Below are 24,896 nucleotides of genomic sequence, written 5' to 3'. Positions count from 1 at the left end.
GCCGGCATCGCAACTCCCACCCGCCGACAGTGAAGGACGTTCTCCGGCGGAGGACGCGGAATTGCGGCGCTGGGATTTGCGCACCGTTTTCGGCCGCCCGGTGGCGGTGTCAATTATCCGGCATTCGATCACGTTGCGCCGAATGCAATTCAGTCGATACGTTGCGGTGGCCCAATCGGGGGCACGAGGAAAATAGGAGGGGCACTTGAAATCAACCCTGCGATGGTCCGCAACGGCCAGCCTGGCGCTCGCGCTGGTCGTGACCGGACCGACGGCCGCCGAGGCCAAGCCGACCACGACCGACAAGAACGGCAACACCACCACGGTCGCCCGCACCAGCGACGGTCGCGCGATCACCAACGCGAAGATCGCCAAGGAGGTGACCGCGTTCTGGACGCCGGAGCGCATGGCCAACGCCGTCGACCTGGACATCGCGAAGCGCCCCGGCGCCACCGAGTCCTCCGACCGGGTGGCGAAGCCCGTCGGACCGGCGGGCGCGGTCGCGCCGGTGAAGCCGAGCGTCGCCAGCACCGGCGACATCAGCATCCAGCTCAACGAGTCGGCGGTCGTCGGCAAGGTCTACTTCACCACCCCGTCCGGCGGTACCGCCTCCTGCTCGGCGAGCGCCGTCGCCAGCGGCAAGCGCCGACTCGTCATGACCGCGGGTCACTGCGTGCACCAGGGCCGCGGCGGGCAGTGGTACCGCAACTGGCAGTTCGTTCCGCGCTACCGCCACGGCGCGCGGCCGTTCGGCACGTTCGTGGCCTACCAGCTCACGACCCGCACCGCGTGGATCAACAACAACAGCTACGACGAGGACATGGGCATCGCCATCATGCACAACGGCGGTAACTGGGGCCTCAAGGTCGTCGACACGGTCGGCGGCCACGGTCTGCGCTGGAACTGGGGCTACAACATTCCCCTGATCACCGCCCTCGGCTACCCGTCGAACCTCGGCGGCGGCGAGGTCCAGTGGTACTGCCAGAGCGGCACCTGGCACGCGGGCGGCCAGCAGATCCGGATGTGGTGCAACATGACCTACGGCTCCAGCGGCGGACCCTGGCTGCAGGAGTACAACGACCAGAACGGCCTCGGGTACATCAACAGCGTCGTGAGCCACGGCGACAACCCGGGCAACGGGCAGTTCGACGGCCCGTACTTCGACAACGACATCAAGAGCCTCTACGACTTCGCGGAGGGTCTGTCCCCGGCGTGACCCACGTGCACACCGGAGCCCCGGCCCCACGGCCGGGGCTCCTCACGTGCGCGGAGGCGTCGTCGGCGCAGGTCCACAGTGGTGGAGACGCGGCCAGCTCCAGGCCACCGGTGGCCTGGCGGCCCGGCGGTCTCGGCGTAATTCCCGGCGTCGCAGGACGTTAGGCTTCGGCGCATGGTGACGTGGCGGCGTGATGGCCGGGTGGCGAACACCGCGCTGGTGGTGGTGGTCGGCCTGGTCGCGTTCATCGGCCTGGTGGTGCAGTCGCGTGGCATCGACACCGCCGCCGAATGGCTGGCGTTGCTGGCTGTGCTGGCCTCCGCCGCCGCGCTGTACCTCCGCCGTCGCCGTCCGGTCGCGGTGGGCGTGGTGGCGCTGGCCGCGGTTGTCGCGTACGGAGCACTGCTGCACCGGCCCGGTCCGGTCATGCTGGTGTTCGTCGTGGCGCTCTACACCGTCGTCGACGAGGGGCACCTCGCGGTCGCGATCGGACTCGGTCTCGCCTCGGTGGTCGCCTTCGCCGTCGCGGACAGCTACACCAGGACCGCCGACAGCGCGAACGGGGCGACGCTGCTGCACGCCGGCTGGCTCGTCGCGGTCATCGTCGGCGTGACCCGCAACCGCCGGGCGTACCTCGCCGAGGTGCAGGCCCGGGTGCTCGCGGCGGAGCAGAGCAAGGAGGCGGAGGCCCGGCGCCGGGCGACCGACGAGCGATTGCGCATCGCCCGCGAGCTGCACGACGTGCTCGGCCACCACCTCTCACTGATCAACGTGCAGGCCAGTGCCGCGCTGCACCGCCCGGACCCCACCCGGTCCGAGCAGGCGCTGACCGCGATCAAACAGACGAGCAAGGAGACGCTGCGGGAGTTGCGCACCGCGTTGGGCATCCTGCGGCAGGAGGGCGAGGCGCCGACCGCGCCCGCACCCGGGCTGACCCGGCTCGACGAGTTGGTGACGACGGCCGGACGGTCCGGACTGGAGATCCGCACCGAGCTGGCGGAAACCCGGCCGCTGCCGCCGGAGGTCGACCTGGCGGCGTACCGGATCGTGCAGGAGGCGCTCACCAACGTGACCCGGCACGCCGGTGCGACCGCCGTGGTGGTCCGCGTCCGGCCTGACCGCGACGACGTGTTGGTGGAGGTCGAGGACGACGGCACCGGCGCACCCGGCCCGCCGGGCAAGGGGATCCTGGGCATGGGCGAGCGGGCCCGGGCCCTGGGCGGTTCGCTGACCACCGGCCCCGGACCGGGTGGCGGCTTCCAGGTGCGCGCCCGCCTACCGCTGCGGCCCGGCCCGGCACCGGCCGGAGCGCCGGCATGATCCGGGTGCTGGTCGCCGACGACCAGACGCTGGTACGCGCCGGATTCCGGTCCATTCTGGACGGTGAGGACGGCATCGAGGTGGTCGGCGAGGCCGCCGACGGTGCCGAGGCGGTGCGGCTCGCCCGACACCTGGGACCGGACGTCGTCCTCATGGACATCCGCATGCCCGGACTGGACGGCCTGGCCGCCACCCGGGAGATCACCGCGACCTCCGCGGTACGCGTGATCATCCTGACCACGTTCGACCTGGACGACTACGTCTACGGCGCGCTACGGGCGGGCGCGAGCGGCTTCCTGGTCAAGGACACCGAGCCGACGGAGCTGATCCACGGGGTGCGGGTGGTGGCGCGCGGTGACGCGCTGATCGCGCCGTCGATCACCCGCCGGCTGATCTCCGAGTTCACCGCCCGGGTCACGCATCCGGACCCGGGGCCGCGGCTGAGCGCGCTCACCGAGCGGGAGCGTGAGGTGATGGCGCTGGTCGCCGCCGGCCTGTCCAACGACGAGATAGCGGCGCGCCTGGTGCTCAGCCCGGCCACCGCGAAGACGCACGTCAGCCGGATCATGACCAAGACCCAGGTCCGCGACCGGGCCGGTTTGGTGATCCTCGCATACGAGTCCGGCGTGACCGTTCCCGGTTGGCTCGCCCGCTCCTGACAACTCAGGCGGCGCGGCGGGAACGCACCAGGGCCAGCCCACCGAGGACGACGGCGATCAGCCCCACCACCAGTGCCAGGTAGCCGCCGCCTCGCCCGTTGCCGGTGCCGACACCGCTGTCGGAGGTGGCCACGACCAGCCCACCGAGGGCCATGCCGGTCAGCCCCGCCACCACGGCCACGGTGGCTCCGAACCGCCCGGAGCCGGTGCCGGTCCGACTGGCGGGTCGGGCCAGAGCCAGCCCTCCGACGACCAGGCCGGCCAGCCCCAGCACGGCGGCGACGCTGGCACCGAGCCGCCCGGCGCTCATGCTGTCGACGCTGACGGCGAACGGTTGGGTGGAGACGTGCGCGGCCGCCGGTGCGGCGGACCCGAACCCCCCGAGCAGGGCGGCTGCGGCGGCGACAAGCAGGTGACGGACGTTCATCGGGGACCCCTTCGCTGGCGTGAGGACTACACGAGGCAGCGTATGGACGGGTGTGCTCACCAGTCGTCATGCCGGAGTTGCCGATCGGCGTACCACCTGGGTTGCGCGCGCTCCGCGCGTCGTACCACCGGAGTTGTCCTCCTGCGGCCGTCGTCAGGCGCGAGCTTGACCGATTGGTGCACCGGCAACCCGGGCCGCAGGTCACGATGGGCCCGGGGCGTCGTTACAGCAGGGAGACGGCAGTGCGGATCTTCGTCGCGGGCGGAACCGGGGTGCTGGGCCGGCCCCTCGTCGAGGCCCTGGTGGATCGGGGTCACGAGGTCACGGCCAGCACCCACCGGAGCGAGAACATCTCCGTCGTCGAGGCGCTCGGGGCGCGGCCGGCGTTGATGGACGGGCTCGACGAGGCGGCGGTGCGTCGGGCGGTTCTCGGCGCCGCACCGGAGGTGATCGTCAACGAGATCACCGCGTTGTCCGCGCCGGCGCGTGACTACGCGACGTGGCTGGAGTTGACCAACCGGCTGCGGAGCGAGGGTACGAGGACGCTGATGGCGGCGGCCCGTGAAGCCGGCACCCGTCGGGTCGTCTCGCAGAGCGCCAGTTTCATGACCGAGCCGGGGGGATCGGAGCCCACGGACGAGTCGACGCCGCTGTACCTGGACGCCCCGGAGCCGATCCGGAGCCACGTACAGGCGAACATCGCGGCCGAAGCGCTGGTGTCGGGCACACCGGAGATCGAGGGCGTCGTTCTCCGGTACGGCTTCCTCTACGGTCAGGGCACCGCGATCGGGCCGGGTGGCGACTGGGCAATCGGCGTCGCGTCGGGTGATCTGCCGATCGTCGGCGAGGGCACCGGCCACTATCCGTTCGTCCATGTCGGTGACGCGGTCGCCGCCACCGTGCAGGCGGTCGACCGGGGACGTCCCGGCATCTACAACGTCGTGGGGGACGAGCCTGCCCCGCAGGCCGACTGGCTGCCGTACCTGGCCGAGATCCTGGACGCTCCTCCGCCGCGGCGCATCTCCGTGGCGGAGGCCGAGGAACAGATCGGCGTCCAAGCCGTCTACTACGGCACCCAGCTCCGCGCGGCCAGCAACGCCAGGGCCAGGTCGGAGTTGGGGCTGAGCCTCACGTACCCGTCGTGGCGGGAGGGGTTCCGGGAGGTGTTCGGGTGATCGCCGCGGGGGACGGCCCCGGATCGGCGCCTCAGGTGGCGCGGCCGGTGGTCAGGGTCGCGAACACCACGATGTTGTCCCGGTACGACTTCGCCGCCTTGTCGTAGGTGCCACCACAGGTGATCAACCGGAGCTGCGCCTTGCCGGTGTGGCCGTAGACCTGGTTCAGCGGGAGCTTGGCCTTCGGGTAGCGGGCCACCCCGTCGACGACGAAGGTGGCATTCTTGCCGTCCTGGCGGAGCACCTCGATGGTGTCTTTCGGTTTCAGCGCGCCCAGGCGGAAGAAGACGGCCCGTCCGCTGACCCGGGAGTCGACGTGGCCCACCACCACGGCGGTCCCCACCTCGCCGGGAGTCGGCCCCAGCTTGTACCACCCGGTCGTCCTGGGTTGGTTCAGCGGCGGGACCGCGATCTGCTGGTTCCGGTCGAGCCCGAGCGGAACCGTCGGCGCGTCGACGCCGATGCGCGGGATCTTGATGCGGGTCGGCTGGGAGCGCACCATGCCGACCACCGTCGGAGCGGGAGACGGGCGGGTCGCGGCGGACCCGCGGGCACGGCGCGGCGCGCCGGGCGTCGCCCCGGTGCTCGGCGACGCGCTGGTTCCGCTCGGCGTCGGTGCTGCTGCCGTGGTGGGTTGGTCCGACGGCGGTGACAGCAGGAACTCCGGTGCGGCGGCGGGATCGGGCTGCGGCGGCGGCCCGACCGGATCGGGAGCCGTGGCGGCGAGCCCGACCAGCCCTGCTCCGGTGAGGATGACAAGGACGACCAGGGAGAAGCCAGCGGCACGCCACGGGAAACCGTGGCGGCCGCTGGCGCTCCTCGCCGCCTCAGGCGGCAGTGCCATTGGCGGACCGCCGACGCAGCAGGGCGATGCCACCGAGCACGCCAACGCCCATCATGCCGGCACCGGCCGCCGTGAGGGCACCGGTGTTGGTGTCGGAGAGCGCGCCACCGTCACCGGCCGCGACGCCGGCCGTCCTCGGCAGCACCCAGGCTCCTTCCGGGCCCGCGTACGCGCCGCCGGGAGCGGCGGCGGTGGCGGCGCGCTGGCCCACCGGCGAAGCGGCCTCGACCATCCGGAGGAGATCGCCGAGGAGGTCGACCTCCACGTCCAGCTCGACGTCGAGGTCGCGGATGCAGACGACGATGACCTTTCCGGTCTCGTTGTTGTTCGTCGCCGCCTGCGCCGCGTTCAGGTTGAAGGTGACGACGCTGTCCGTGATGGTGTTGTCCTTGATGATCTGGTCGATGTTCTGCTCGTTGATCTGCTTGGTGGTCGCGCAGATGACCCCGTTGCCCTGCTTGTCCTTCAGGTCGAACGTCTTCGGCTTGTCGTCCGACTTCCGGCCGGACTTCCCGTCCGACTTCCCGTCCGACTTCTGTCCCTGGTCCGACGTCTTGCGGTCCTTGGATCCGTCGTCGTACGCGGCGAGCGCGGTGGCGGGCGTGGCGAGCAGCAGGGCGGCGCTGCCCAGCACCACGCCGCCGGCGAGCTTGGTCAGAAAACTCATCGAACTGTTCCTCACTCTCTCGTGGTGGCTCTGGAGGACGAGCCACGTCGAACGTTAAGCGGATTCATCCGAAAGCAGAGGAAATTCCAGGTTTCGTAACATCTAAGGGGTGAGAGGCAATAAGTAGTTAATTCATGTTGTTTGAGAGCTACGCGCCCTGTCTGTCCCGTCTGGGCGGTGGCGCGCCGCCGTCGGTAGGGTCCACCCATGACGGCGCCACGGGAGCAGCGGCGGGTGTTCGGCGAGGTCGCCGACGCCTACGACGACGTCCGGCCGGGCTACCCGGCGGAGATCCTGGACCTGATCACCGCGTACGCGGGCCGGGCGCCGAGGACCGTGGCGGAGTCGGGCGCGGGGACGGGCAAGGGCACGGCGCTGCTGCGTGGCCTCGGCGTACCGCTGACCTGCGTGGAACCCGACCCGGCGATGGCCGCGCTGCTGACCCGCCGCTTCGACGGCGACGACCTGGTGTCGGTGGTGGTCAGCCGGTTCGAGGACTGGACCCCGCCGCCGGGCGGAGTCGACCTGCTGGCCAGCGCGCAGGCCTGGCACTGGGTCGACCGAACCCGGCGCAGCCGCCTGGCCGCCGAGGCGCTGGCGCCGGGCGGGGTGCTCGCGGTCTTCGGGCACGACTTCGGCTTCGTCGACGCACGACTGCGGGCGGAGCTGGACGCGGTGTACCTGCAGCACGCGCCGGAGATCGCCGACCAGCCCGGACGGCCGGTCAACACCCGCCACCCGGGCGTGTTCCACCCGGACGAACTGCGTGGTTCGCCGTGGTTCATCGACGTCGAGGAGCAGCGGGTCGTGACGGTGGTGCCGTACGACACCGCCCGTTACCTCACCCTGCTGTCCACCTTCTCCCCGCACCGGATGCTGCCCGAGCAGCAGCGGTCCCGCCTGCACCGCGCCCTGGCCGACCTCGTCGACGCGCGCGGCGGTGTCGTCGAGCAGCGGTTGACCACCGGGCTGTGCCTGGCGCGCCGGGTCAGCCGATTTCCGCCCGCTCGCGGTCACCGGGGTTGAGGGCCTGCCACATCTCGCGGGTCATCTCGTACTCGACCTCACCCAGCTCGCTTCCCGGCAGCGGGTCGTCCCAGGACGGGAAGTACGTGCGCACGTACCGCATGCCGACGGCCTCCATCACGCCCCGGGAGCCGGCGTTCACGGCCATGGTCTGCGCGATCACCCGGCGCTGCCCGACGGTGTCGAAGGCGTGCCGCAGGAGCGTGCGGGACGCCTCGCTGGCCAGGCCCCGCCGCCAGCAGCGACGGAGGATGCGGTAACCCAGGTCGCTGACCGTGGGGTCGTCCGGCTGGTCGGGGCCGTGCGCCGGCGGGAGCATCATCAGCCCGACGAAGTCGCCCTCGTCCTCGCTGGCCGGCGGCGTCGAGCCGCGCGCCCCGCCGTCGGTGCCGAACGCCGTCCAGTAGCCCAGGCCGTCCACCGTGTCGGCGAGGGCCATCCGCTGCGCGTGTGACGCGACCACCTCGTCCCGGGACCGCGCCCGGCCGTAGAGGTAGCGCAGCACCTCCGGGTCGGAGTCGAGCTGGACCTCCAGCTCCAGGTGCCGGTCGGCGAGGGGGACGAGCAGCAGGCGGTCGGTGCGCAAGTTCGGCTGAGGCACCCGGCAACGATCGCACGACGCGTCGGGTGCGGCGATCCGATTTGGCGGTGGCCGACGCTCATTGAGCAACCATCGGTTGCGCTAGGTTGGCGGATCGGCTAGCTTGATGCGCAACCAAACGTTGCGAAAGGTGACCGGTATGAAGTACGGAACGATCGAGCGGGAGATCCACATCGACGCCTCACCCGAGGTCGTCTTCGACGTGGTGAGCAGTCCCGAGCACCTGCGCGAGTGGTGGCCGGACGAGGCCGAGTACCCGGCCGTGCCCGGCGGAGCGGGGCGGATCTGCTTCGGGAACCCCGCGCAGGGCGGCACCTGGGTGCAGTTCACCGTCGTCGACGCCGTGCCGCCGCGGCTCTTCTCCTTCCGGTGGACCCACGCGGAGGGGGAGACCGCCGCCCAGGGCAACTCGTTCCTGGTCGTCTTCGAGCTCGAACCCCACGGCGACGGGACGCTCCTGCGGATGACCGAGAGCGGCTTCCGCGAGCGCGGCTGGGACGAGGCGAAGGTCGCCGCCGAGCACGCCGACCACGTCAGCGGCTGGGACCACTTCCTGTCGCGACTGCCGGCGTACGCCGCGAAGGTCGCGGCATGAGCGTGCTGGTGGACGACGACCTCTGGTCGGCGGTCGGCGACCCGACCCGCCGCCGGATGCTCGACCTGCTGCTGAGCGAGGGCAGCGGGACGGCGACCAGCCTGAGCGAGCGCCTGCCGGTGACCCGGCAGGCGGTGGCGAAGCACCTCGCCGTCCTCGACCGCGTCGGCCTGGTGCGCGCCACAGCCGCCGGCCGCGAGAGGCAGTTCCGGGTCGACCAGGCCCAGCTCGCCCGCGCCGTCGCCCAGCTCGCCGACGTCGGCACCGCCTGGGACCGCCGCCTGCGGCGCATCAAGCGCATCGCCGAGACGATCCAGCGTGACACGGACACGACCGACGAGACCGGCAAGAACGAGTAGACAGGATCACGGAGATGGCAGACATCCTTCACCGCATCGGCGTCGAGCGCTCCTCGCCGGAGCAGGTGTACGCCGCGCTCACCACCCTGGACGGCCTGTCCGGCTGGTGGACCGAGAAGACGTCGGGACAGACGGACCTCGGCGGTGTGATCGAGTTCCGGTTCCGGCCGGGCGGGTTCGACATGAAGGTCGCCCAGCTCGATCCGGGCCGCCTCGTCCGCTGGGACGTCGTGGACGGCCCGGAGGAGTGGATCGGCACCAGCATCCAGTGGGACCTCCGCCAGGACGGCGAGTACACGATCGTGCTGTTCCGGCACGAGGGCTGGCGTGAGCCGGTCGAGTTCATGAACCACTGCAGCACCAAGTGGGGCACCTACCTGATGAGCCTCAAGCAGCTCCTCGAGACCGGGGAAGGCGCCCCCGACCCGCGCGACGTGCGGATCAGCGACTGGCACTGACCCGCCGCCGCGCGTCGGGTCAGTCGAGGCAGAACTCGTTGCCCTCGGGATCGGCCATCACGATGTGGCCGGTCCCGAGCGGGGGTGCGGGCTCGTGGCGCTCGCGCCGGGTGGCGCCGTGGGAGACCAGCCGCGCGGCCTCCGCCTCCAGGGCCGCCATCCGCGCGTCGCCCGCGAGCCCGGGCGCGGCCCGCACGTCGAGGTGTACGCGGTTCTTGGCCTGCTTGCCCTCCGGCACGCGCTGGAAGAACAGCCGTGGCCGGGCGCCCTCGGGGTCGACCAACGCCGAGGCGTCGTTGCGTCGCTCCGGCGGCACGCCCATCGCCTCCAGTGCCTGGTCCCACGACTCGAAGCCGTCGGGAGCGCGCTGCACCTGGTAGCCGAGGGCCTCGGCCCAGAACGCGGCCAAGCCGGCCGGGTCGGCGCAGTCGAAAGTGATCTGGACGTCGCGGGCCATCTCAGCTCGCCTCCTGTCAGGTCTGTCGGTCAGTGTGCAGGTAAAGGTCGCGGAGCAGGTACACCAGCCCCAGCCTGCCCGCCATAGCGGACAGGATCATTCCTAGATCGGTGCAACGATGGACCGGTGACCGTCGAGCGGACGACCGAGCGGGTGCTGCGACTGCTGGCGCTGCTGCAGCGGCGGCCGTCGTGGACCGCCTCCGCGCTCGCCGCACAGCTGGGTGTCACCGACCGCTCGGTGCGCCGCGACGTGGAGCGGCTGCGCGCGCTCGGCTACCCGGTGCACGCGACGGCGGGCGTCGGCGGCGGCTACCGGCTCGGCGCGGGCACCCGGCTGCCGCCGCTGCTCCTCGACGACGAGGAGGCGATCGCGACGGCGGTCTCCCTGCGGCTGGCGTCCGGAGGCACGGTCGCCGGGGCGGGCGAGGCGGCGCTGCGCGCGCTCGCGAAGCTCGACCAGGTGATGCCGTCCCGCCTGCGCGCCGAGGTGCGGGCGGTGCACGGGGCCACCGACACCCTGGTCGGCCCCGGGATCGAGATCGACGCGGAGCTGCTGGTGACACTCGCGCGGGCCTGCCGCGACACCGTGCGGGTGCGGTTCCGGTACGCCGGACGCGACGGCGGGGAGCGCGAGCGCACCGTCGAACCGGTGCGGATGGTCACCACCGGCCGCCGCTGGTACCTGATGGCCCGGGACGTCGACCGCGACGACTGGCGCACCTTCCGGCTGGACCGGATGCGCGAGGTGGTGGCGACGACCTGGCGCTTCCGGCCGCGGGAGCATCCGGACCCGGTCGCGTACGTGCACCGGTCCGTGACCGAGGCGCCGTACCGGTATCTCGGCCGGGTCCGGGTGCACGCCCCGCCGGACCGCGTACGGGAGTTCGTGCCGCCCCAGGTGGGGCGCGTCGAGGACGACCGCGACGGGTGGTGCGTGCTCGTCCTCGGTGGGGACGACCTGGACTGGCTCGCCGTGCACGTGGCCCGGCTGGGCTTCGACGCGGAGGTGCTGGAGCCGCCCGAACTGCGCGAGGCCGCCGGCCGGCTCGCCCGCCGCCTCTCGACGATGGCCGAAACCGGCTGACGGCCGTCGCCGGCGCCCCGAGCTGCGTGAGCAGCCGGGCGGCGAGCTCGTCGGTGACGGCGGCGGGGCGTAGGACTTCAGGTCCTGGTCGCACTCCTTCCACCTGGCCGCCTTCCGGCCGGCGCCGATCTGTGACAGCGACCGCGGTCCGGCGACGCGGGCGCATGGTCCCGGGTGGAAGGGGAAGGCCAGGGCCGCAAGGAGGAGGGACCTGAGGAGGTTGCGCCATGACGGACACATCGCGCAGCGGGGCGGGTAGCGCCCAGGCCGGCTTCGCCGTGGTGGAGTTGTTCACCTCCCAGGGCTGCAACAGCTGTCCTCCGGCCGAGTCGGCGCTGTCCGAGATCGACCGCGACGCCCGGGAACGGGGGCGACCCGTCTACGCCCTCGGCTTCCACGTCGACTACTGGGACCACCTGGGCTGGCCCGACCCCTTCGGCGCCGCCGCGTACACCCGCCGGCAGGAGAACTACGCGCGGGCCTTCGGCTCGGGCGGGCTGTACACGCCGCAGATGATCGTCAACGGCACCACCGAGTTCGTCGGCTCCGACCGCCGGCAGGCCTCGGACGCCATCGCGTACGCCCTGAAGACGCCGGCCGTCACGCCGGTCACGCTGTCGGTGGCGGCCGCCGACGGGGGCGGCGGGCGCCGGGTGACGGTGGACTACCAGGTCGACCGGCCGCCGCAGCGAGGGATGGTGAACGTCGCCGTCGTCGAACGGGGCCTGGAGAACGACGTCCCCCGGGGTGAGAACGCCGGGCGGCGGCTGCGGCAGGACGCCGTGGTGCGCGCCTTCACGGCGACGAGACTGGACACCGGGAGCGGACGGGTCGAACTCGACGTGCCGGCGGATCTCGACCCGGGACGCGCCATGGTGGTCGGCTACGCGCAGAACGACGGTGACCGGGCCATCGTCGGCGCCACGGCCGTCGACCTGGCAGCCGGATGAGGCAGATGGCCCTGCAGCTTCCTCCCATCACCGTCGAGCGGTGGGTCAACTCGCCGCCGCTGACCCCCGACGACCTGCGCGGCCGGGTGGTCCTGGTCGACATCTGGGAGTACACCTGCGTCAACTGGATCCGCACCGCGCCCTACGTCAAGGCGTGGCACCGCGACTACGCGGACCTGGGCCTGACCGTGGTCGGTGTGCACGCCCCCGAGTTCGAGTTCGGCCGGGACGCCGCGAACATCGACCGGGCGGTCCGGGACCACGGCCTCACCTATCCCGTCGCCCTCGACAACGACTTCACGTTCTGGCGGATCCTCCGCAACGACGCCTGGCCGGCGAAGTACCTCTTCGACGCCGAGGGACGGCTCGTCGACCGGTGGGTCGGCGAGGGGGCGTACGAGCGGGTGGAGTCGGAGATCCGGCGGCTGCTGGAGGTCCGGGCGCCGCGTACCGGGCTGCCGCCGGTCAGCCCGGAAGCGGCGGCCTTCGCCGAGGTGGGGGAGCCCTCCTACGTCGGGATCACGCCCGAGACGTACGTCGGCGCCGACCGGGGGGTGCCGGGCACCTTCACCGTGACCGGCGACTGGCTCAGCGGCGGCGAGTACGTCGAACTCGTCAGCGGCACGGGGGAACTCGCCCTGCCCTTCAACGCCGGTGAGGTGAACCTCGTCGTCGACCCGGGACCCACCGGCCGGGCGGAGGTCCGGGTGCTGCTCGACGGCGAGCCGATCGGCGGCGAGCGCGGCGCCGACGTCGACGCGGACAGCGTCGCGCACCTCGACCGGGCGGCCATGGTCCGGCTCGTCGACGGCGCGTCCCGGGACGACCACCTGCTGAGCCTCGTCACCGGCCAAGTCGGCTTCCGCGCGTACGTCTTCACGTTCGGCCCGTAGGGCCGTCCTGACGTGGTGGGCAACGGAAGGGGAGGGGAGGGGAGCGATGACCGACACGACGGAGAAGGCGATCCTGGCCGGTGGCTGCTTCTGGGGGATGCAGGATCTCATCCGGAAACGCCCCGGCGTGGTCGACACGAGGGTCGGCTACACCGGCGGGGACGTCCCGAACGCGACGTACTACAACCACGGTTCCCACGCCGAGGCGATCGAGATCGTCTACGACCCGGACAAGCTGACCTACCGGGACCTGCTCGAGTTCTTCTTCCAGGTGCACGACCCGACGACGAGGAACCGCCAGGGCAACGACGTGGGGGCGAGCTACCGGTCGGCCATCTTCTACACCGACGACCAGCAGCGGGAGATCGCCGAGGACACCATCGCCGACGTCGACGCCTCCGGTCTGTGGCCGGGCAAGGTGGTCACCGAGGTCGGCCCCGCCGGCCCCTTCTGGGAGGCCGAGCCGGAGCACCAGGACTACCTGGAGAAGCATCCCGGCGGCTACACCTGCCACTTCGTCCGGCCGGACTGGAAGCTGCCCCGGCGAGGAGAGAACCGCGGTTGATTGCCGAGCCTCGGGCGAACCCGGCTGGAGCCCGGATCGTGTCGCCCGGGCCGCCAGCTTCGCTGACTCACCACGTGCCCGTACTCGACGGGTCGGCCGGGTGGCTCGACATCGAGCCGCCCGGCCGCGTCAGCTGCCTCCGCAGCCACTGATTGCGCCGAGCCGCGAGTCAGGTCCGGAACACTTCCGGAAATCGCGGCCGTGTCCGCTCTGGTGGATGGCGCCCGGTCGATCCCGGCGGGCGGACGGGCGGCAGTTCACCGTGCTGAAGCGCCTTCGGGCGGTCAATGACTCCGGAGTCGTTTCCGAAACATTTCCGGGACTTGTTGACTGCGTTGCGACGCCGGTCGATACTTTCGGCATCGACGGACCTCGACATCTGTCGATCCGGGTCGCCGCCGTGACCCGGCCTCCGGTCGCCCACCGCACGGCGACCGGCCCCCACCCCTGCCGCGTCGTGCGATGCCGGGCGCGCGGCGGTTGCCCCACCGCCCCGCCCGGTCGCACCGCGCTGCCTGGCCCCCGCCAGCCTTCCCGAAGGAGGAAGAGCGCATGAACGACGTCCCCGCCAACCCGCCAGGCCGCAGGCGCGGCCACCTCCGGCTGCTCGTCGGCGCCGCCTGCACCCTGGCCCTGGTCGCGGCAGCACTGATGCTGCCCGGTGCCGCCAGCGCCGCCGTCACCTCGAACCAGACCGGCACCCACGACGGCTACTTCTACTCGTTCTGGACCGACAGCCCCGGGACCGTCTCCATGGAACTCGGCTCCGGCGGCAACTACAGCACCTCGTGGCGCAACACCGGCAACTTCGTCGCCGGCAAGGGCTGGAGCACCGGCGGGCGCCGCAGCGTGACGTACTCGGGCAGCTTCAACCCGTCCGGCAACGCGTACCTGACCCTGTACGGCTGGACGACGAGCCCGCTCGTCGAGTACTACATCGTCGACAACTGGGGCACCTACCAACCCACCGGGACGTACAAGGGAACCGTCACCAGCGACGGCGGCACGTACGACATCTACGAGACGACCCGCTACAACGCCCCCTCCATCATCGGCACCGCGACGTTCAAGCAGTTCTGGAGTGTCCGGCAGTCGAAGCGGACCGGCGGCACCATCACCAGCGGCAACCACTTCGACGCCTGGGCGCGCAACGGGATGAACCTCGGCGGCCACAACTACATGATCATGGCGACTGAGGGATACCAGAGCAGCGGCAGCTCGAACATCACGCTGGGCGGTGGTGGTGGCGGCGGTGGCGGCGGTGGTGGCTGCACCGCGACGCTCTCCGCCGGCCAGCAGTGGAGCGACCGCTACAACCTCAACGTGTCGGTGTCCGGCGCCACCGCCTGGACCGTGACGATGAACGTCCCGTCGCCCGCCCGGATCATCGCGACGTGGAACATCAGCGCGAGCTATCCCAGCGCCCAGGTGCTGACCGCCCGGCCGAACGGCAACGGCAACAACTGGGGCGTGACCATCCAGCACAACGGCAACTGGACCTGGCCGACGGTCTCCTGCGGCACCGGCTGACCGCGCCGACCGGTGGCGCGGCGGCCGCAGCCGCCGCGCCACACCGGGGTGCGGTGGTCGGAAGCCGCCGCGCCACCCGTCGGGGTCCCGCCCGTCGCCCGTCACGTCCAGGGTGCGGTCGGGTACCAGGGGATGATCTCGCGGCGGGCGAGCAGGCGGACGTCCCAGTACAGGAACGTGAAGGCGCCCGCGACGAGGAACGCGGCGCCGGTGATCGCCGCCAGCCGGGCCGGACGGGCCGCGAACCAGGCCTGCAGGCGGCTCCCGGCGAACCAGGCGAGCAGCAGGAACAGCACCGCCATGATGACGATGTTGCCGATCGACTGGAGGGTGAACGCCGCCGCGCCGTAGAGCGGGTTCCCGCTCTCCGCCGCGTCCCGGAACATCTGCCGGAACAGCGGGTACGGCCGTCCGATGAGGAACCCGGCGACCAGCGCGCCCATGAAGACCAGCGGGGCGTTGGGGCGGCGGCGGGAGATCCGCGCGAACGGGTCCGGCACCACCTTCAGGGCGGCCAGGCCGAGGTAGACCATGGTCAGCCCGATCAGGCCGAAGACCACCATGGACTGGATGCTGCGCGGCGACAGGGACCCGGGCGTGTTCTGCGCGGTGGAGAACTGCGGCATCGACGTCCCGACGAGACCGACGACCGCGCCGTACGCCGCGGACACGGCGACCATGCCGACGGCCAGCCAGCCCAGCGGGCGCAGCGGCGCCAGGAAGCGGCCCAGCCGGCCGCCGGGTGAGCCGGCCAGGGGAGCGATGGCGCCGAACGCGGCGATGTTGCACGCGGTGAAGGTGCCCGCGATGCCGGAGACGAACGCGAACAGCACCCCGGACACGATCCCGGTCAACGGCGTCTCGGTGGGATCGTGGCCCAGCAGCGTGTCGGCGACGTTGTGGCCGATGGTCTGATCGACGAACTCCGCCGACCAGACCACGGTCAGCAGGAAGCCGCCCAACACGCTGAGCAGGATGAGCAGCCCGCGCCGGCGCGGGACGTGGCCGTTGACGAACAGGGACGTGGCGTGGGGTGAGGCCGACAGCCGGATCGGATCGGTGGCGTCGCGGGGGCCGCTGAGCCGGTCGGTCTGGGTCACGGAAGGCTCCTCAGGCGTTACAGACGGTGAGCCTTCATGATGGGGCGGGCCGGGCCGGCGATGGTCTTCCGGATTGCTTGAATGTGGGCGGGAACGGTCAGGGCAGCGGCCACTCGTGGACGGGCCGGTTGCTGTGCATGAGGTCCACGTAGTGGCGGACCACCTCGCGCAGCGCCGCGGGCCGGTCCAGGTGATCGGCGGACTCCAGCCGGTGCAGCGTCTCCACCTGCCAGCTCGCGCCGTTGCGGCCGGTGAGACAGCGCTTCTCGATGATGCCGAGCAGCCGGTCCCGCTCCTCCGGGGCCACACCCCAGCGGTCCAGTCCGTGGTGGGCGAGCGGCAGCAGCCGGCGCAGCACCAGCTCGGTGACCGGCAGGTACCCCAGGCCCGGCCAGAAGACCTGCGCGTCGATGCCGTACCGGGCGCAGGAGGTGAAGTTCTCCTCGGCGGCGCTGAACGACATCTGCGACCACAGCGGCCGGTCACTCTCGGCCAGGGCCCGGACCAGCCCGAAATAGAAGGCGCCGTTGGCGATCGTGTCGACGACCGTGGGCCCGGCCGGCAGCACCCGGTTCTCCACCCGCAGGTGCGGCCGGCCCTTCAGCACGTCGTACACCGGGCGGTTCCACCGGTAGATGGTGCCGTTGTGCAGCCGCAGTTCGGCGAGGGCCGGCACGCCGCCGGCCGCGAGCGTCCCGGCCGGGTCCTCCGGCTCGCAGATCGGCAGCAGCGCCGGGAAGTAGCGGACGTTCTCCTCGAACAGGTCGAAGACCGTCGTGATCCAGCGTTCGCCGAACCACACCCGGGGACGGACGCCCTGCGCCTTGATTTCCTCGGCGCGGGTGTCGGTGGCCTGCTCGAACAGCGGGACCCGGGTCTCCCGCCACAGTTCGCGGCCGAAGAGCAGCGGCGCGTTCGCGCCGAGCGCGACCTGGACACCGGCGATCGCCTGCGCCGAGTTCCAGTAGTCGGCGAACTGGGCGGGGCTGACCTGGAGGTGGAACTGGGTGCTGGTGCAGGCGGCCTCCGGAGTGATCGTGTCCGCCGTGACCGCCAGCCGCTCGACCCCGTTGATCGCGATCCGCAGGTCCTCGCCGCGGGCCGCGAAGATCTGCTCGTTGAGCAGCCGGTAGCGGGGGTTGGCCGACAGCGTCGCCGCGGTCAGGTGCTCCGGACGCAGCGTCGGCAGGATCCCGATCATGACCATGTGGGCGCCGACCGTCCGCGCCTTGGCCTCGGCGGCGTTGAGGCTGGCGCGTACCTGCTCCTCGAACTCGGCGGTGCCGGTCCCGGCGAGCCGCCGGGGCGCCACGTTGATCTCGACGTTGAACTGGCCCAGCTCGGTCTGGAAGTCCGGGTCGGCGACGGCGGCGAGGACGTCGGCGTTGCGCATGGCCGGCATCGACCCGTCGTCGACGAGGTTGAGCTCGATCTCCAGCCCGGTCATCGGCCGGTCGACGTCGAACCGCGACTCCCGCAGCATCTCGGCGAAGACGTCGAGGCAGCGGCGCACCTTGTCGCGGTACCGGGCCCGATCCTCACGGCTGAAGGTCCGCGCACCGACATCCTCGCCCATGGTCACCACCCTGTCACCGCTGGTTCCCCCTAAGTTCGCATGCCGGTACCGGTGGGGGAAGACCCATCGGTCCTCTTCTACCCACCCTGGGGCTCCGTGATCCCCGTCGCGCGCCGCCCCTTCGCGCCCGGCGGGCACAGTCGGCGCGGCTAGCATGGCCCGGCGGAAGGGGTGGGATTGTGACGATGCGGGAACGGGTGACCCGGCTGTTCGTCGTGGCGGCGATCGCCGAGGCGATCTCCTGGGCGGGCCTGCTGGCCGGCATGGCGGTGAAGTACGGGCCGCCGGCCAACGAACTGGGCGTGCAGGTCTTCGGTCCGATCCACGGCGCGCTCTTCGTCGCGTACGGCGTTCTGGTGCTCGCGGTGGCCCGGCTGCGCCGGTGGCGCCTGCTCACGGCCGGGGTGGCCCTGCTCTGCGCCGTGCCGCCCTTCGCCACCCTGGTCTTCGAGCGGTGGGCCCGCCGCCGGGGCCTGCTCGCCGACGCCCCCGCTCCGGCCCGGGACGCCGCCCCCGTCGGCTGACCCCCGGCGCGGTCACCCCGCCAGGAACGCCGCCAGGGTCGTGGCGAGCTGCTCCGGCGCCTCCTCGGCCATGTGGTGCCCGGCCGGCAGGCCGAAACCCCCGCGGTTAGGAAGGGACCCTTATACAACGCCAGGCGTTAACAAGGGGCCCTTCCTTTCACGTCAGCGCGGAGCAGGCGGCGACGGCGGCGAGCAGGAGCGCGCCGAGTGCGGCCTGGAGCAGCAGCGGCGGCCCGAGATGCGACCAGATCGTCGCGGTACGCGGGGTGAGCAGCTGCCCGGTGGTCAGGTTGACGATCCGCTCGATCTTCGGCGGCAGGTCGGGGTCGCGCTGGCGGCGCAGCGTGACCTGCACGTGGTCCGCCGGGTGCAGGGCGCTCTGCGGCAGGTGCCCGTGCAGCTCCACCTCGCAGAGCCGCCCCGCGGTGTCGCGCAGGCGGACCGGGGTGACCAGGTACTCCGGGCCCTTCTTCAGGTCCCTGAAACGGCGGCGCGCGCCCCCGGAGCCGGCGGACAGGACGGTGCGGACGAGGGCCACCAGCAACCCCGCGACTCCGGCCGCGGCCAGCACCACCACCAGCACCGGCTGACCCACCCGCACCTCACGGGGGTAGCCCTCGAGCAGTCGGACGACCCGGCCGGTGACGATCCGCGCCGTCGGGTGGACGATCCGCGGGGTTTGCAGGTCGCTGTCCATCGCCACCACCCAGAGTCCGGTTCCGTTCACCGATCGTATCGGCCCGGCCAGTTGAACGACGTGAATGAACGCAGGTCACGCCCCACCGAGCGGTTCAGGTGACAAGCCGGACGGCATGGGTAAGCGCAGGGCCGAGCTGGAAAGGGGTCGAGCATGCAGCTGTCCTTCCTGCGCCCGCTCTACGACCGGCCGGGCCCGTGGTGCTCGGTCTACCTGGACGCGTCCGCCGACACCGAGGACGCCCACCCGGCGCTGGACCTGCGCTGGCGCGCCCTGCGGGACCGACTTCAGCAGCAACGGGCCGACCTGGCGTCGATCGAGGCGATCGAACGGGTCGTACGGGGCCACGACCCGATGCCGGGCGACTACGGCATCGCGGTGTTCGCCAGTCACGGCCGGGTGGCGCTGTCGGAGTACCTGTCCGCCCCGCCGCTGCGCGACCTCGCCGCGTTCGCGCCGCTGCCGCACGTGATGCCGCTGCTCGCCCAGCGCGGCGAGCAGGTGGCCTGGGTGCGGGTCCTGGCCAACCGGGAGGGCGCCGACGCGATGGCGGTCAGCGCCGGCGGCGTTCCCCGGCGCGCCGCGGTCACCGGCCGCGAGGACTTCCAACTGCGGCGGGTCAACCCGGGAGGGTGGTCGCAGTCGCGGTACCAGCGAGCCGCGATGGAGGCGTGGCACCACAACGCCGGCGACGTCGCCGCCGCGACGGTGCAGCTCGCCGAGAAGGTGGGCGCCGACGTGGTCGTGGTGGCCGGCGACGTCCGGGCCACCGGCGTGATCGCCGCCCAGATGCCCGACCGCTGGCAGGACGTCCTCGTCCGCACCGACGCCGGCTCCCGGGCCAGGGGCGCCGACGACACCCTCCTGGACGACCTGACGGTGCAGACCATCGCCGAGGTCGCCGACCAGCGCATCACCGCCACCCTGGACCGGTTCGGCATGCAGGAGGACGTGGGTGCCGGGCTGGACGCGGTGGTGTCGGCGTTGCAGCGCAACCAGGTGGAGAACATGCTCATCGTCGACGACCCGTCGGCGAACGGGGAGCTGTGGATCGGACCCGAGCCCACCGAGATCGCCACCGACCCGCAGCAGCTGGCCGCGATGTCGGTACGCGACCCGGCGAAGGTCCGCGCCGACGCCGCTTTGGTGCGGGCTCTGGTCGGGACCGACGCCGAGCTGACCGTGCTCGGCCCGGACGAGGCGCCGGAGCTGACCGACGGGGTGGGCGCCGTGCTGCGCTACGTCGACGCCGGCACCCCCGGCCGGGGCGATGGTTGAGCGTACGGCGGCCGACCTGGTGGTCGAACGGCTCCGGGCCTGGCGGGTCCCGCGCGCGTTCGGCTACCCCGGGGCGGCCATCGCCCCGGTGGTCGAGGCGCTCGACGCCTCGGGCGGGGACCCCGCCTTCGTGCCCGCCCGCCACGAGGAGACCGCCTCGTTCATGGCCACCGGACACGCCAAGTTCACCGGCGGCATCGGGGTGTGCCTCGCCACCCACGGACCCAGCGCGGTCCAACTGCTCAACGGGCTCTACGACGCGAAGCTCGACAGCAAGCCGGTCGTGGCGATCGTCGGCGAGGACGTCCGGGGGCCCCTCGGGGGCGCGCACGAGCAGATCGGCCTGAGCCGGCTCTTCGGTGACGTGTGCAACCAGTTCGTCCGGTACGCGCGCGCCCCGGCGCAGGTGCCGGGCCTCCTCGACGAGGCGTTCCGCACCGCCGCGGCCACCCGGAGCCCGGTCTGCGTCGTGCTGCCCCGTGACGTCCAGGAGGCCGCGGTGCCGGACCTGCTGCCCGAGTCGGTCGTCGTCACCACGACGCCCGGCGAGCCGCTGGCCCGGGTGTTGCCCCGCGACGCGGACCTGGCGGCCGCGGCGCACCTGCTCGGCGGCTCCCGGCGCACCGCGATCCTGGTCGGGCAGGGCGGCCGGGGCGCCGCCGAGGAGATCGTGGCCCTCGCCGACCGGCTCGGCGCCGGCGTGGCCACCTCGCTGCTCGGCAAGCCGGTGCTCGACGAGCGGCTGCCCTTCCACACCGGGGTCCTGGGCGAGGTCGGCACACCGGCCGCGGCCGAGCTGATGGGTGGCTGCGACGCGCTGCTGATGATCGGCACGAACGACCCCTGGACCGACTACTTCCCGATGCCCGGGCAGGCCCGCACCGTCCAGATCGACATCGACGGCCGCCGAATCGGCTCCCGCTACCCGGTGGACGTGCCGCTGGTCGGCGACGCCGCCGAGACGCTGCGCGCGCTGCTCGCCCGGGTGCCCGACCGGCCGAACGCGACCTGGCGGGACACCGTCGAGGACTCCGTCGACCGGTGGCGCAACGAGGCCGCCGCGCGCGCCGCCGCGCCGGCCGAGCCGGTCAACCCGCAGCTGGTGCTGCACGAGTTGGCCGCCCGGGTGCCGCGTACCGGCGCGATCGCCGTGGACGTCGGCTCGGTCCTCCACTGGTACGCCCGCCACGTGGAACTGCCCTCGGGCGTCGATGCGCAGCTGTGCGGCACCCTCGGGTCGATGGGCTGCGCCCTGCCGTACGCGGTCGCCGCCAAGCTCGCCGCCCCGGACCAGCCGGTGCTCGCCCTGATGGGCGACGGCGCCATGCAGCTCAACGGTCTCGCCGAGCTGGTCACGATCTCCCAGCACTGGCGGGAGTGGCCCGATCCGCGCCTGGTGGTGCTCGTCCTCAACAACCGCGACCACTCCGGTATGGGCGGCGGTTGGGGGCCGACGGCCGACCTGTCCCGGCGCCGCCCCGACGTGCCGTACGCGGGCTGGGCCCGCCTGCTCGGGCTGCACGGCGTCCGGGTGGACCGGCCTGATCTGGTCGGCGCGGCGTGGGAGGAGGCGTTCGCCGCCGACCGGCCGTGCGTGGTGGAGGCCGTCGTCGACCCGGCCGTGTCGCCCGCCCCGCCGGAGCCGGCGTTCGCCGACCTGCGCGCCGTGTTCGCCGGGGGTGACGCCGCCCGTCGGGTCCGTGACCGGGTGCTCGGCGCCGGGCTGGCCGTGGAGGACCTCGTCTAACCTCCGGGCACCATCGGCGGGCGGCGGGCGCGGCTTCTCGCGGGCACGGGTCGGGCTGGCCGGTCGAGCCACCCGATCTGTGCGACCAGCGCCCGGCCTGCCCCGTCGGGGCGGCTCGACGGCATCCGTGCCGCCCGTCCCGATGCGGTGTCGCCGTGTCGTCTGGCGGCATCGGCACGGAAGCGGCCCCGGTGGGAGAGCCGGCACCTGCCGGGTACGGCAGCCGGTAGCCGACCCGGACCGGCGATCCGCCGGAGATCGCGGGATTACGACCGAGCGGTCTGGGATGCCCCGTTTGAACCGCATCGGGACGGGAAGCCGGGCCGCGTGGTGAGCGAACGAGGCAAGGTAGGGCCGGTGCACAAGGTGCGCGCGGGGCTCACGGCTGAGGGCGCCGGCCTGGCCGGCGACCGCGTCGTGGCGGCCGGCAGCGCGGCCCGGATCCTGGTCGGGGCGACGGCCCGGGCGTTGCGCGGCGCCGACTGCGCGGACCTGGGCCACCCCGGCCCGCTGTCGCGCTTCACCGGCGCGCCCGAGGCGGTACGGCGGGCCGCGGTGACCCGGGCCGCCGGCCGGGTCGCGCTGACCGTGGGCCAGACGGCGGAGGTGGACGCCGACCGGGTCGCCCGCTGGTTCGTCGACCAGTACCCGTGCCGCCGGTACCCGGGGCTGCTGCTCGGCTCCCCGCACGGCGCAACGGCCCACCTCGCGGTGGCGCTCGGCGTGCCGTGGCTGCCCGCGAGCTTCGAGATGAGCGTGCACTGGGCGCAGGGCGCGGTGGACCGCCCGGAGGCCGCCCTCGACCATGGCGCCGCGCTCACCGCGCGGCTGCTGGCCGGCAACCCCGACCTGCACGTACGCCAGGTGCACTGCCCGGCCAGCCGGGGCGCCCTCGCCGGTGCCACGGTCTCGCTCGCCGCGCGGTGGCGGCGGCTGCCCGCCGCGTACGTCCGGTTCCTGGCCGACCGCCTGGAGCCCGGCGCGCCGGTGCTGCTGTTCCGCGACGCCCGCACCTGGCCGGTGCTCGACTCCGCACCCGGGCACAGCTTCCAGGTCGGCTGCCCCGGCAGCGGGCTGGACCCGGTGGACTTCCACCCGGACAGTCACGCGCTGCGCCAGGTGCTCCGCTCGGCGGGCGGCGACGGCATGCGCTGGACGCCGCCGGAGGTCGTCGAGCCGCCACGCCCCGCCGAGCACGGCGTGGAGTCCGGTTTCGACCAGGCCGTACGGGAGTGGGCCGACGCGCACCGGCACCCGCTGCACCGGGTGCTCGTCCCGGAACCGGCGGCGCTGAGCGCGGCGACCGCCGACCTGTACCGGCGCTGGCTGCGCGCCGCCGGCAAGACCGGCAACCGCCTGGTCGTCGAGTGCGGCCGGCTGCTCGACCCGTGGCAGGTGGTCCGCGCGGGAATGGTGCCCTACTGGTGCGAGAACGCCACCCGGCGCAGCGTGGAGGGGGTGGAGTGGTGGCTCGCCGGCAGCGAGCCGTTCAGTTCGGTGGACGTCCTGCCCGAGCCGCCGGGACTGCGGTCACCGGCCCTCGCGGGGCTGCCGCAGTGGCTGGCCGTGGCCGCCTTCGGCCGCCGCCGGCGCGCCCTGGACCGTACGGCGGCCCGGGGGTACCCGGTCACCTCGGTGCCCACCCGCCGGGCGACCGAGGTGCTGCGGGCGCAGCCGTACGACCTGCCCACACCGCCGGCGATGAGCGTCGGCGCGGCCCTGGAAGCGCTCCGCGACAGCGGCTCCCACCAGGGCCTTCTGGTCTGTTGAGACCGGCACACCGAAACATCCTCGCGAACCCGGGGTCCCGTGATTGAGTACCTACGGAGCGGGAACACCGCTGGCTGCGACGGCCTGATCACGCCGTGCAGTGCGGCGCCGTCGCCCGCTGGCGTCCCAGTCACGTAACCCACTTCCGGCCCGGTGCGTGGTGCCACCACGCGCACGACCGGTTTCCCAAATCCGGGCGGGGGACCTTCCTGAGGGAGGCGCGGATGTTCGGACAGACCACCACAAGCACACCGCCACCTACCGACCGGGGCCTCGAAGACCTCGACGCGGCGGCTCTGGCGTACGCGGCACGGATCGAGGGACTGCCGCCCGAACGGCGGCAGGAGGCACGCGACGACCTGGTCCGCTTCGCGCTGCCGTTCGCGGGGCGACTGGCGCGCCGGTACCGGGGACGTGGTGAACCGCTGGAGGACCTGGAGCAGGTGGCCCGGCTGGGGCTGGTCAACGCGGTGGACCGGTACGACCCGGAACGGGGTTCGTTCACCGCGTACGCGGCGATCACGATCGTCGGCGAGATCAAACGCCACTTCCGCGACCGCACGTGGGGCGTGCACGTTCCCCGGCGGCTGCGCGACCTGATCCTCGAGGTGGGACAGGCGACGGCGGCGCTGACCAGCGAGCTGTCCCGCGCCCCCACCGTGGCGGAACTGGCCGAGCGGCTGGAGACGCCCGAGGAGGAGATCCTCGCCGCGCTGGAGTCGGCGGCCGGGTACAGCCCGGCGTCGCTGAACGCCCCGGTGGGCGGGGAGAGCTCGGCCGAGTTCGGTGACCTGGTGGGGGAGTCCGACAACGCCCTGGAGTCCGTGGACGACCGGGTGACCGTCAGCGGCCTGCTGCACCGGCTGCCCTGGCGTGAGCGGCGGATCCTCGCCATGCGCTTCTACGGCAACCAGACCCAGGCCGAGATCGCGGCCCGGTTCGGCATCTCGCAGATGCACGTCTCCCGGCTGCTGTCCCGGGCGCTGACCTGGCTGCGACAGGCGATGCTCGCCGACGCGCCGCCGCCGTGGCAGAACGGCGCCGGCGAGGCCGACGCGGTGAAGACGAGGATCTCGGTGAAGCAGAACGGCGACCGGGTGGTGGTCGAGGTCGGCGGGGACGTCGACCGCGAGGGCGCCGACCAGTTGCGCCGGGCGATGCTGGAGGCGATGACCGGCCAACCCACCGAGGTGGTGGTCGACCTGGTCGGCGCGGCCGGCTTCGACGCCGGCGGGATCGCCGCGCTGATGGCCGGCCAGGAGGCCGCCGCCCGCACCGGCGTACCGCTGCGGCTGACCCGGGTGCAGCCCGCGGTCCGCCGCTCGCTCGCCGCCGCCGGCCTCCCCCCGACCCGCGACTGACCGCACGAGGGGGGC

The 24,896-nt window shown here is 72.8% G+C and carries 26 protein-coding genes; 18 read left to right on the top strand and 8 right to left on the bottom strand.

All coding sequences use genetic code 11. From position 1 onward, the window contains the following. Positions 1-205: 205 nt before the first annotated feature. The 3 genes from GKC29_RS20530 to GKC29_RS20520 all read left to right on the top strand — a co-directional run bounded on the left by GKC29_RS20530 (position 206) and on the right by GKC29_RS20520 (position 3,195). Positions 206-1,216, top strand: coding sequence for a serine protease (locus GKC29_RS20530; protein WP_155332368.1), 1,011 nt, complete (start codon positions 206-208; stop codon positions 1,214-1,216). Between the two features lie 174 nt (positions 1,217-1,390). Beyond that, on the top strand, positions 1,391-2,536 hold the full coding sequence (locus tag GKC29_RS20525; protein ID WP_155332367.1) for a sensor histidine kinase: 1,146 nt from the start codon (positions 1,391-1,393) through the stop codon (positions 2,534-2,536). Continuing rightward, entirely contained in the window at positions 2,533-3,195 is a 663-nt protein-coding gene (locus GKC29_RS20520; RefSeq protein ID WP_155332366.1) for a response regulator transcription factor, read from the top strand. Before GKC29_RS20525 ends, GKC29_RS20520 begins: the two co-directional genes overlap by 4 nt. Before the next feature lie 4 nt (positions 3,196-3,199). Here GKC29_RS20520 and GKC29_RS20515 read toward each other — a convergent pair whose 3' ends face one another. Then, entirely contained in the window at positions 3,200-3,622 is a 423-nt protein-coding gene (locus tag GKC29_RS20515; RefSeq protein ID WP_155332365.1) for a DUF6223 family protein, read from the bottom strand. 242 nt (positions 3,623-3,864) lie between these two features. Here GKC29_RS20515 and GKC29_RS20510 point away from each other — a divergent pair, with 242 nt between their 5' ends. After that, positions 3,865-4,797 carry an NAD(P)-dependent oxidoreductase gene (locus GKC29_RS20510; RefSeq protein ID WP_196255673.1) on the top strand — a complete coding sequence of 311 codons (933 nt, stop codon included), beginning with the start codon at positions 3,865-3,867 and terminating at the stop codon, positions 4,795-4,797. A 31-nt stretch (positions 4,798-4,828) separates the two neighbouring features. Here the strand turns inward: GKC29_RS20510 and GKC29_RS20505 are convergent, their stop codons facing one another. Beyond that, positions 4,829-5,641, bottom strand: a complete 813-nt coding sequence (locus GKC29_RS20505) for a class F sortase (protein ID WP_155332363.1) — start codon at positions 5,639-5,641, stop codon at positions 4,829-4,831. Beyond that, entirely contained in the window at positions 5,625-6,308 is a 684-nt protein-coding gene (locus GKC29_RS20500; RefSeq protein ID WP_155332362.1) for a hypothetical protein, read from the bottom strand. Before GKC29_RS20500 ends, GKC29_RS20505 begins: the two co-directional genes overlap by 17 nt. A 207-nt stretch (positions 6,309-6,515) precedes the next feature. Here GKC29_RS20500 and GKC29_RS20495 point away from each other — a divergent pair, with 207 nt between their 5' ends. Continuing rightward, the gene (locus GKC29_RS20495; protein WP_155332361.1) at positions 6,516-7,334 is read left to right on the top strand and encodes a trans-aconitate 2-methyltransferase; all 819 of its coding nucleotides are present in this window, start codon (positions 6,516-6,518) and stop codon (positions 7,332-7,334) included. On the opposite strand, the gene GKC29_RS20490 is transcribed toward GKC29_RS20495, so the two are convergent. Continuing rightward, positions 7,297-7,935: a GNAT family N-acetyltransferase gene (locus GKC29_RS20490; RefSeq protein ID WP_155332360.1), complete on the bottom strand. Its 639-nt coding sequence runs from the start codon at positions 7,933-7,935 to the stop codon at positions 7,297-7,299. The two genes, GKC29_RS20495 and GKC29_RS20490, sit on opposite strands and share 38 nt — an antisense overlap. A 139-nt stretch (positions 7,936-8,074) precedes the next feature. Here GKC29_RS20490 and GKC29_RS20485 point away from each other — a divergent pair, with 139 nt between their 5' ends. The 3 genes from GKC29_RS20485 to GKC29_RS20475 are packed head-to-tail and all read left to right on the top strand — an operon-like array spanning position 8,075 to position 9,347. Then, on the top strand, positions 8,075-8,530 hold the full coding sequence (locus GKC29_RS20485) for an SRPBCC domain-containing protein (RefSeq protein ID WP_155332359.1): 456 nt from the start codon (positions 8,075-8,077) through the stop codon (positions 8,528-8,530). Next, on the top strand, positions 8,527-8,889 hold the full coding sequence (locus tag GKC29_RS20480; protein ID WP_155332358.1) for a metalloregulator ArsR/SmtB family transcription factor: 363 nt from the start codon (positions 8,527-8,529) through the stop codon (positions 8,887-8,889). Before GKC29_RS20485 ends, GKC29_RS20480 begins: the two co-directional genes overlap by 4 nt. A 14-nt stretch (positions 8,890-8,903) precedes the next feature. Further along, on the top strand, positions 8,904-9,347 hold the full coding sequence (locus GKC29_RS20475) for an SRPBCC domain-containing protein (RefSeq protein WP_155332357.1): 444 nt from the start codon (positions 8,904-8,906) through the stop codon (positions 9,345-9,347). Between the two features lie 19 nt (positions 9,348-9,366). Here GKC29_RS20475 and GKC29_RS20470 read toward each other — a convergent pair whose 3' ends face one another. Further along, positions 9,367-9,804, bottom strand: a complete 438-nt coding sequence (locus GKC29_RS20470; protein ID WP_155332356.1) for a VOC family protein — start codon at positions 9,802-9,804, stop codon at positions 9,367-9,369. A 126-nt stretch (positions 9,805-9,930) separates the two neighbouring features. Between GKC29_RS20470 and GKC29_RS20465 the strand changes: the two genes are divergently transcribed. From GKC29_RS20465 to GKC29_RS20445, 5 genes are all read left to right on the top strand, one after another. Further along, the gene (locus GKC29_RS20465) at positions 9,931-10,890 is read left to right on the top strand and encodes a YafY family protein (RefSeq protein WP_155332355.1); all 960 of its coding nucleotides are present in this window, start codon (positions 9,931-9,933) and stop codon (positions 10,888-10,890) included. Between the two features lie 227 nt (positions 10,891-11,117). Beyond that, complete coding sequence (locus GKC29_RS20460; RefSeq protein WP_155332354.1) at positions 11,118-11,840, top strand: thioredoxin family protein; 723 nt, start codon at positions 11,118-11,120, stop codon at positions 11,838-11,840. A gap of 5 nt (positions 11,841-11,845) precedes the next feature. Then, entirely contained in the window at positions 11,846-12,733 is an 888-nt protein-coding gene (locus GKC29_RS20455; RefSeq protein WP_230688726.1) for a redoxin, read from the top strand. A gap of 46 nt (positions 12,734-12,779) precedes the next feature. After that, positions 12,780-13,298 carry a peptide-methionine (S)-S-oxide reductase MsrA gene (gene msrA, locus GKC29_RS20450; protein WP_155332352.1) on the top strand — a complete coding sequence of 173 codons (519 nt, stop codon included), beginning with the start codon at positions 12,780-12,782 and terminating at the stop codon, positions 13,296-13,298. A 552-nt stretch (positions 13,299-13,850) separates the two neighbouring features. Further along, complete coding sequence (locus GKC29_RS20445) at positions 13,851-14,828, top strand: glycoside hydrolase family 11 protein (protein WP_155332351.1); 978 nt, start codon at positions 13,851-13,853, stop codon at positions 14,826-14,828. Positions 14,829-14,929: 101 nt separating this feature from the next. Here GKC29_RS20445 and GKC29_RS20440 read toward each other — a convergent pair whose 3' ends face one another. Next, positions 14,930-15,928, bottom strand: coding sequence for a hypothetical protein (locus GKC29_RS20440; protein ID WP_155332350.1), 999 nt, complete (start codon positions 15,926-15,928; stop codon positions 14,930-14,932). Positions 15,929-16,025: 97 nt separating this feature from the next. Next, complete coding sequence (locus tag GKC29_RS20435) at positions 16,026-17,504, bottom strand: glutamate--cysteine ligase (protein ID WP_155332349.1); 1,479 nt, start codon at positions 17,502-17,504, stop codon at positions 16,026-16,028. A gap of 185 nt (positions 17,505-17,689) precedes the next feature. Between GKC29_RS20435 and GKC29_RS20430 the strand changes: the two genes are divergently transcribed. Continuing rightward, positions 17,690-18,028, top strand: a complete 339-nt coding sequence (locus GKC29_RS20430) for a DUF3817 domain-containing protein (protein WP_155332348.1) — start codon at positions 17,690-17,692, stop codon at positions 18,026-18,028. A gap of 157 nt (positions 18,029-18,185) precedes the next feature. On the opposite strand, the gene GKC29_RS20425 is transcribed toward GKC29_RS20430, so the two are convergent. Next, positions 18,186-18,734, bottom strand: a complete 549-nt coding sequence (locus tag GKC29_RS20425; protein ID WP_155334261.1) for a hypothetical protein — start codon at positions 18,732-18,734, stop codon at positions 18,186-18,188. A gap of 144 nt (positions 18,735-18,878) precedes the next feature. On the opposite strand from GKC29_RS20425, the gene GKC29_RS20420 reads away from it, so the two are divergent. The 4 genes from GKC29_RS20420 to GKC29_RS20405 all read left to right on the top strand — a co-directional run bounded on the left by GKC29_RS20420 (position 18,879) and on the right by GKC29_RS20405 (position 24,881). Beyond that, the gene (locus GKC29_RS20420) at positions 18,879-20,003 is read left to right on the top strand and encodes a Vms1/Ankzf1 family peptidyl-tRNA hydrolase (protein ID WP_155332347.1); all 1,125 of its coding nucleotides are present in this window, start codon (positions 18,879-18,881) and stop codon (positions 20,001-20,003) included. Beyond that, a complete protein-coding gene (locus GKC29_RS20415) occupies positions 19,996-21,750 on the top strand; it encodes a thiamine pyrophosphate-binding protein (protein WP_155332346.1) in 1,755 nt (584 codons plus the stop codon). The genes GKC29_RS20420 and GKC29_RS20415 overlap by 8 nt, the downstream gene beginning before the upstream one ends. A gap of 357 nt (positions 21,751-22,107) precedes the next feature. Beyond that, the gene (locus tag GKC29_RS20410) at positions 22,108-23,520 is read left to right on the top strand and encodes a hypothetical protein (protein ID WP_196255672.1); all 1,413 of its coding nucleotides are present in this window, start codon (positions 22,108-22,110) and stop codon (positions 23,518-23,520) included. Positions 23,521-23,744: 224 nt separating this feature from the next. Next, a complete protein-coding gene (locus GKC29_RS20405; protein ID WP_155332345.1) occupies positions 23,745-24,881 on the top strand; it encodes a SigB/SigF/SigG family RNA polymerase sigma factor in 1,137 nt (378 codons plus the stop codon). Positions 24,882-24,896: the final 15 nt, after the last annotated feature.

The organism is Micromonospora sp. WMMC415, from assembly GCF_009707425.1.
Classification (GTDB): Bacteria; Actinomycetota; Actinomycetes; order Mycobacteriales; family Micromonosporaceae; genus Micromonospora.
The sequence above is the reverse complement of the archived record's forward strand: the minus strand, read 5'-3'. Positions and strand labels throughout refer to the sequence as shown.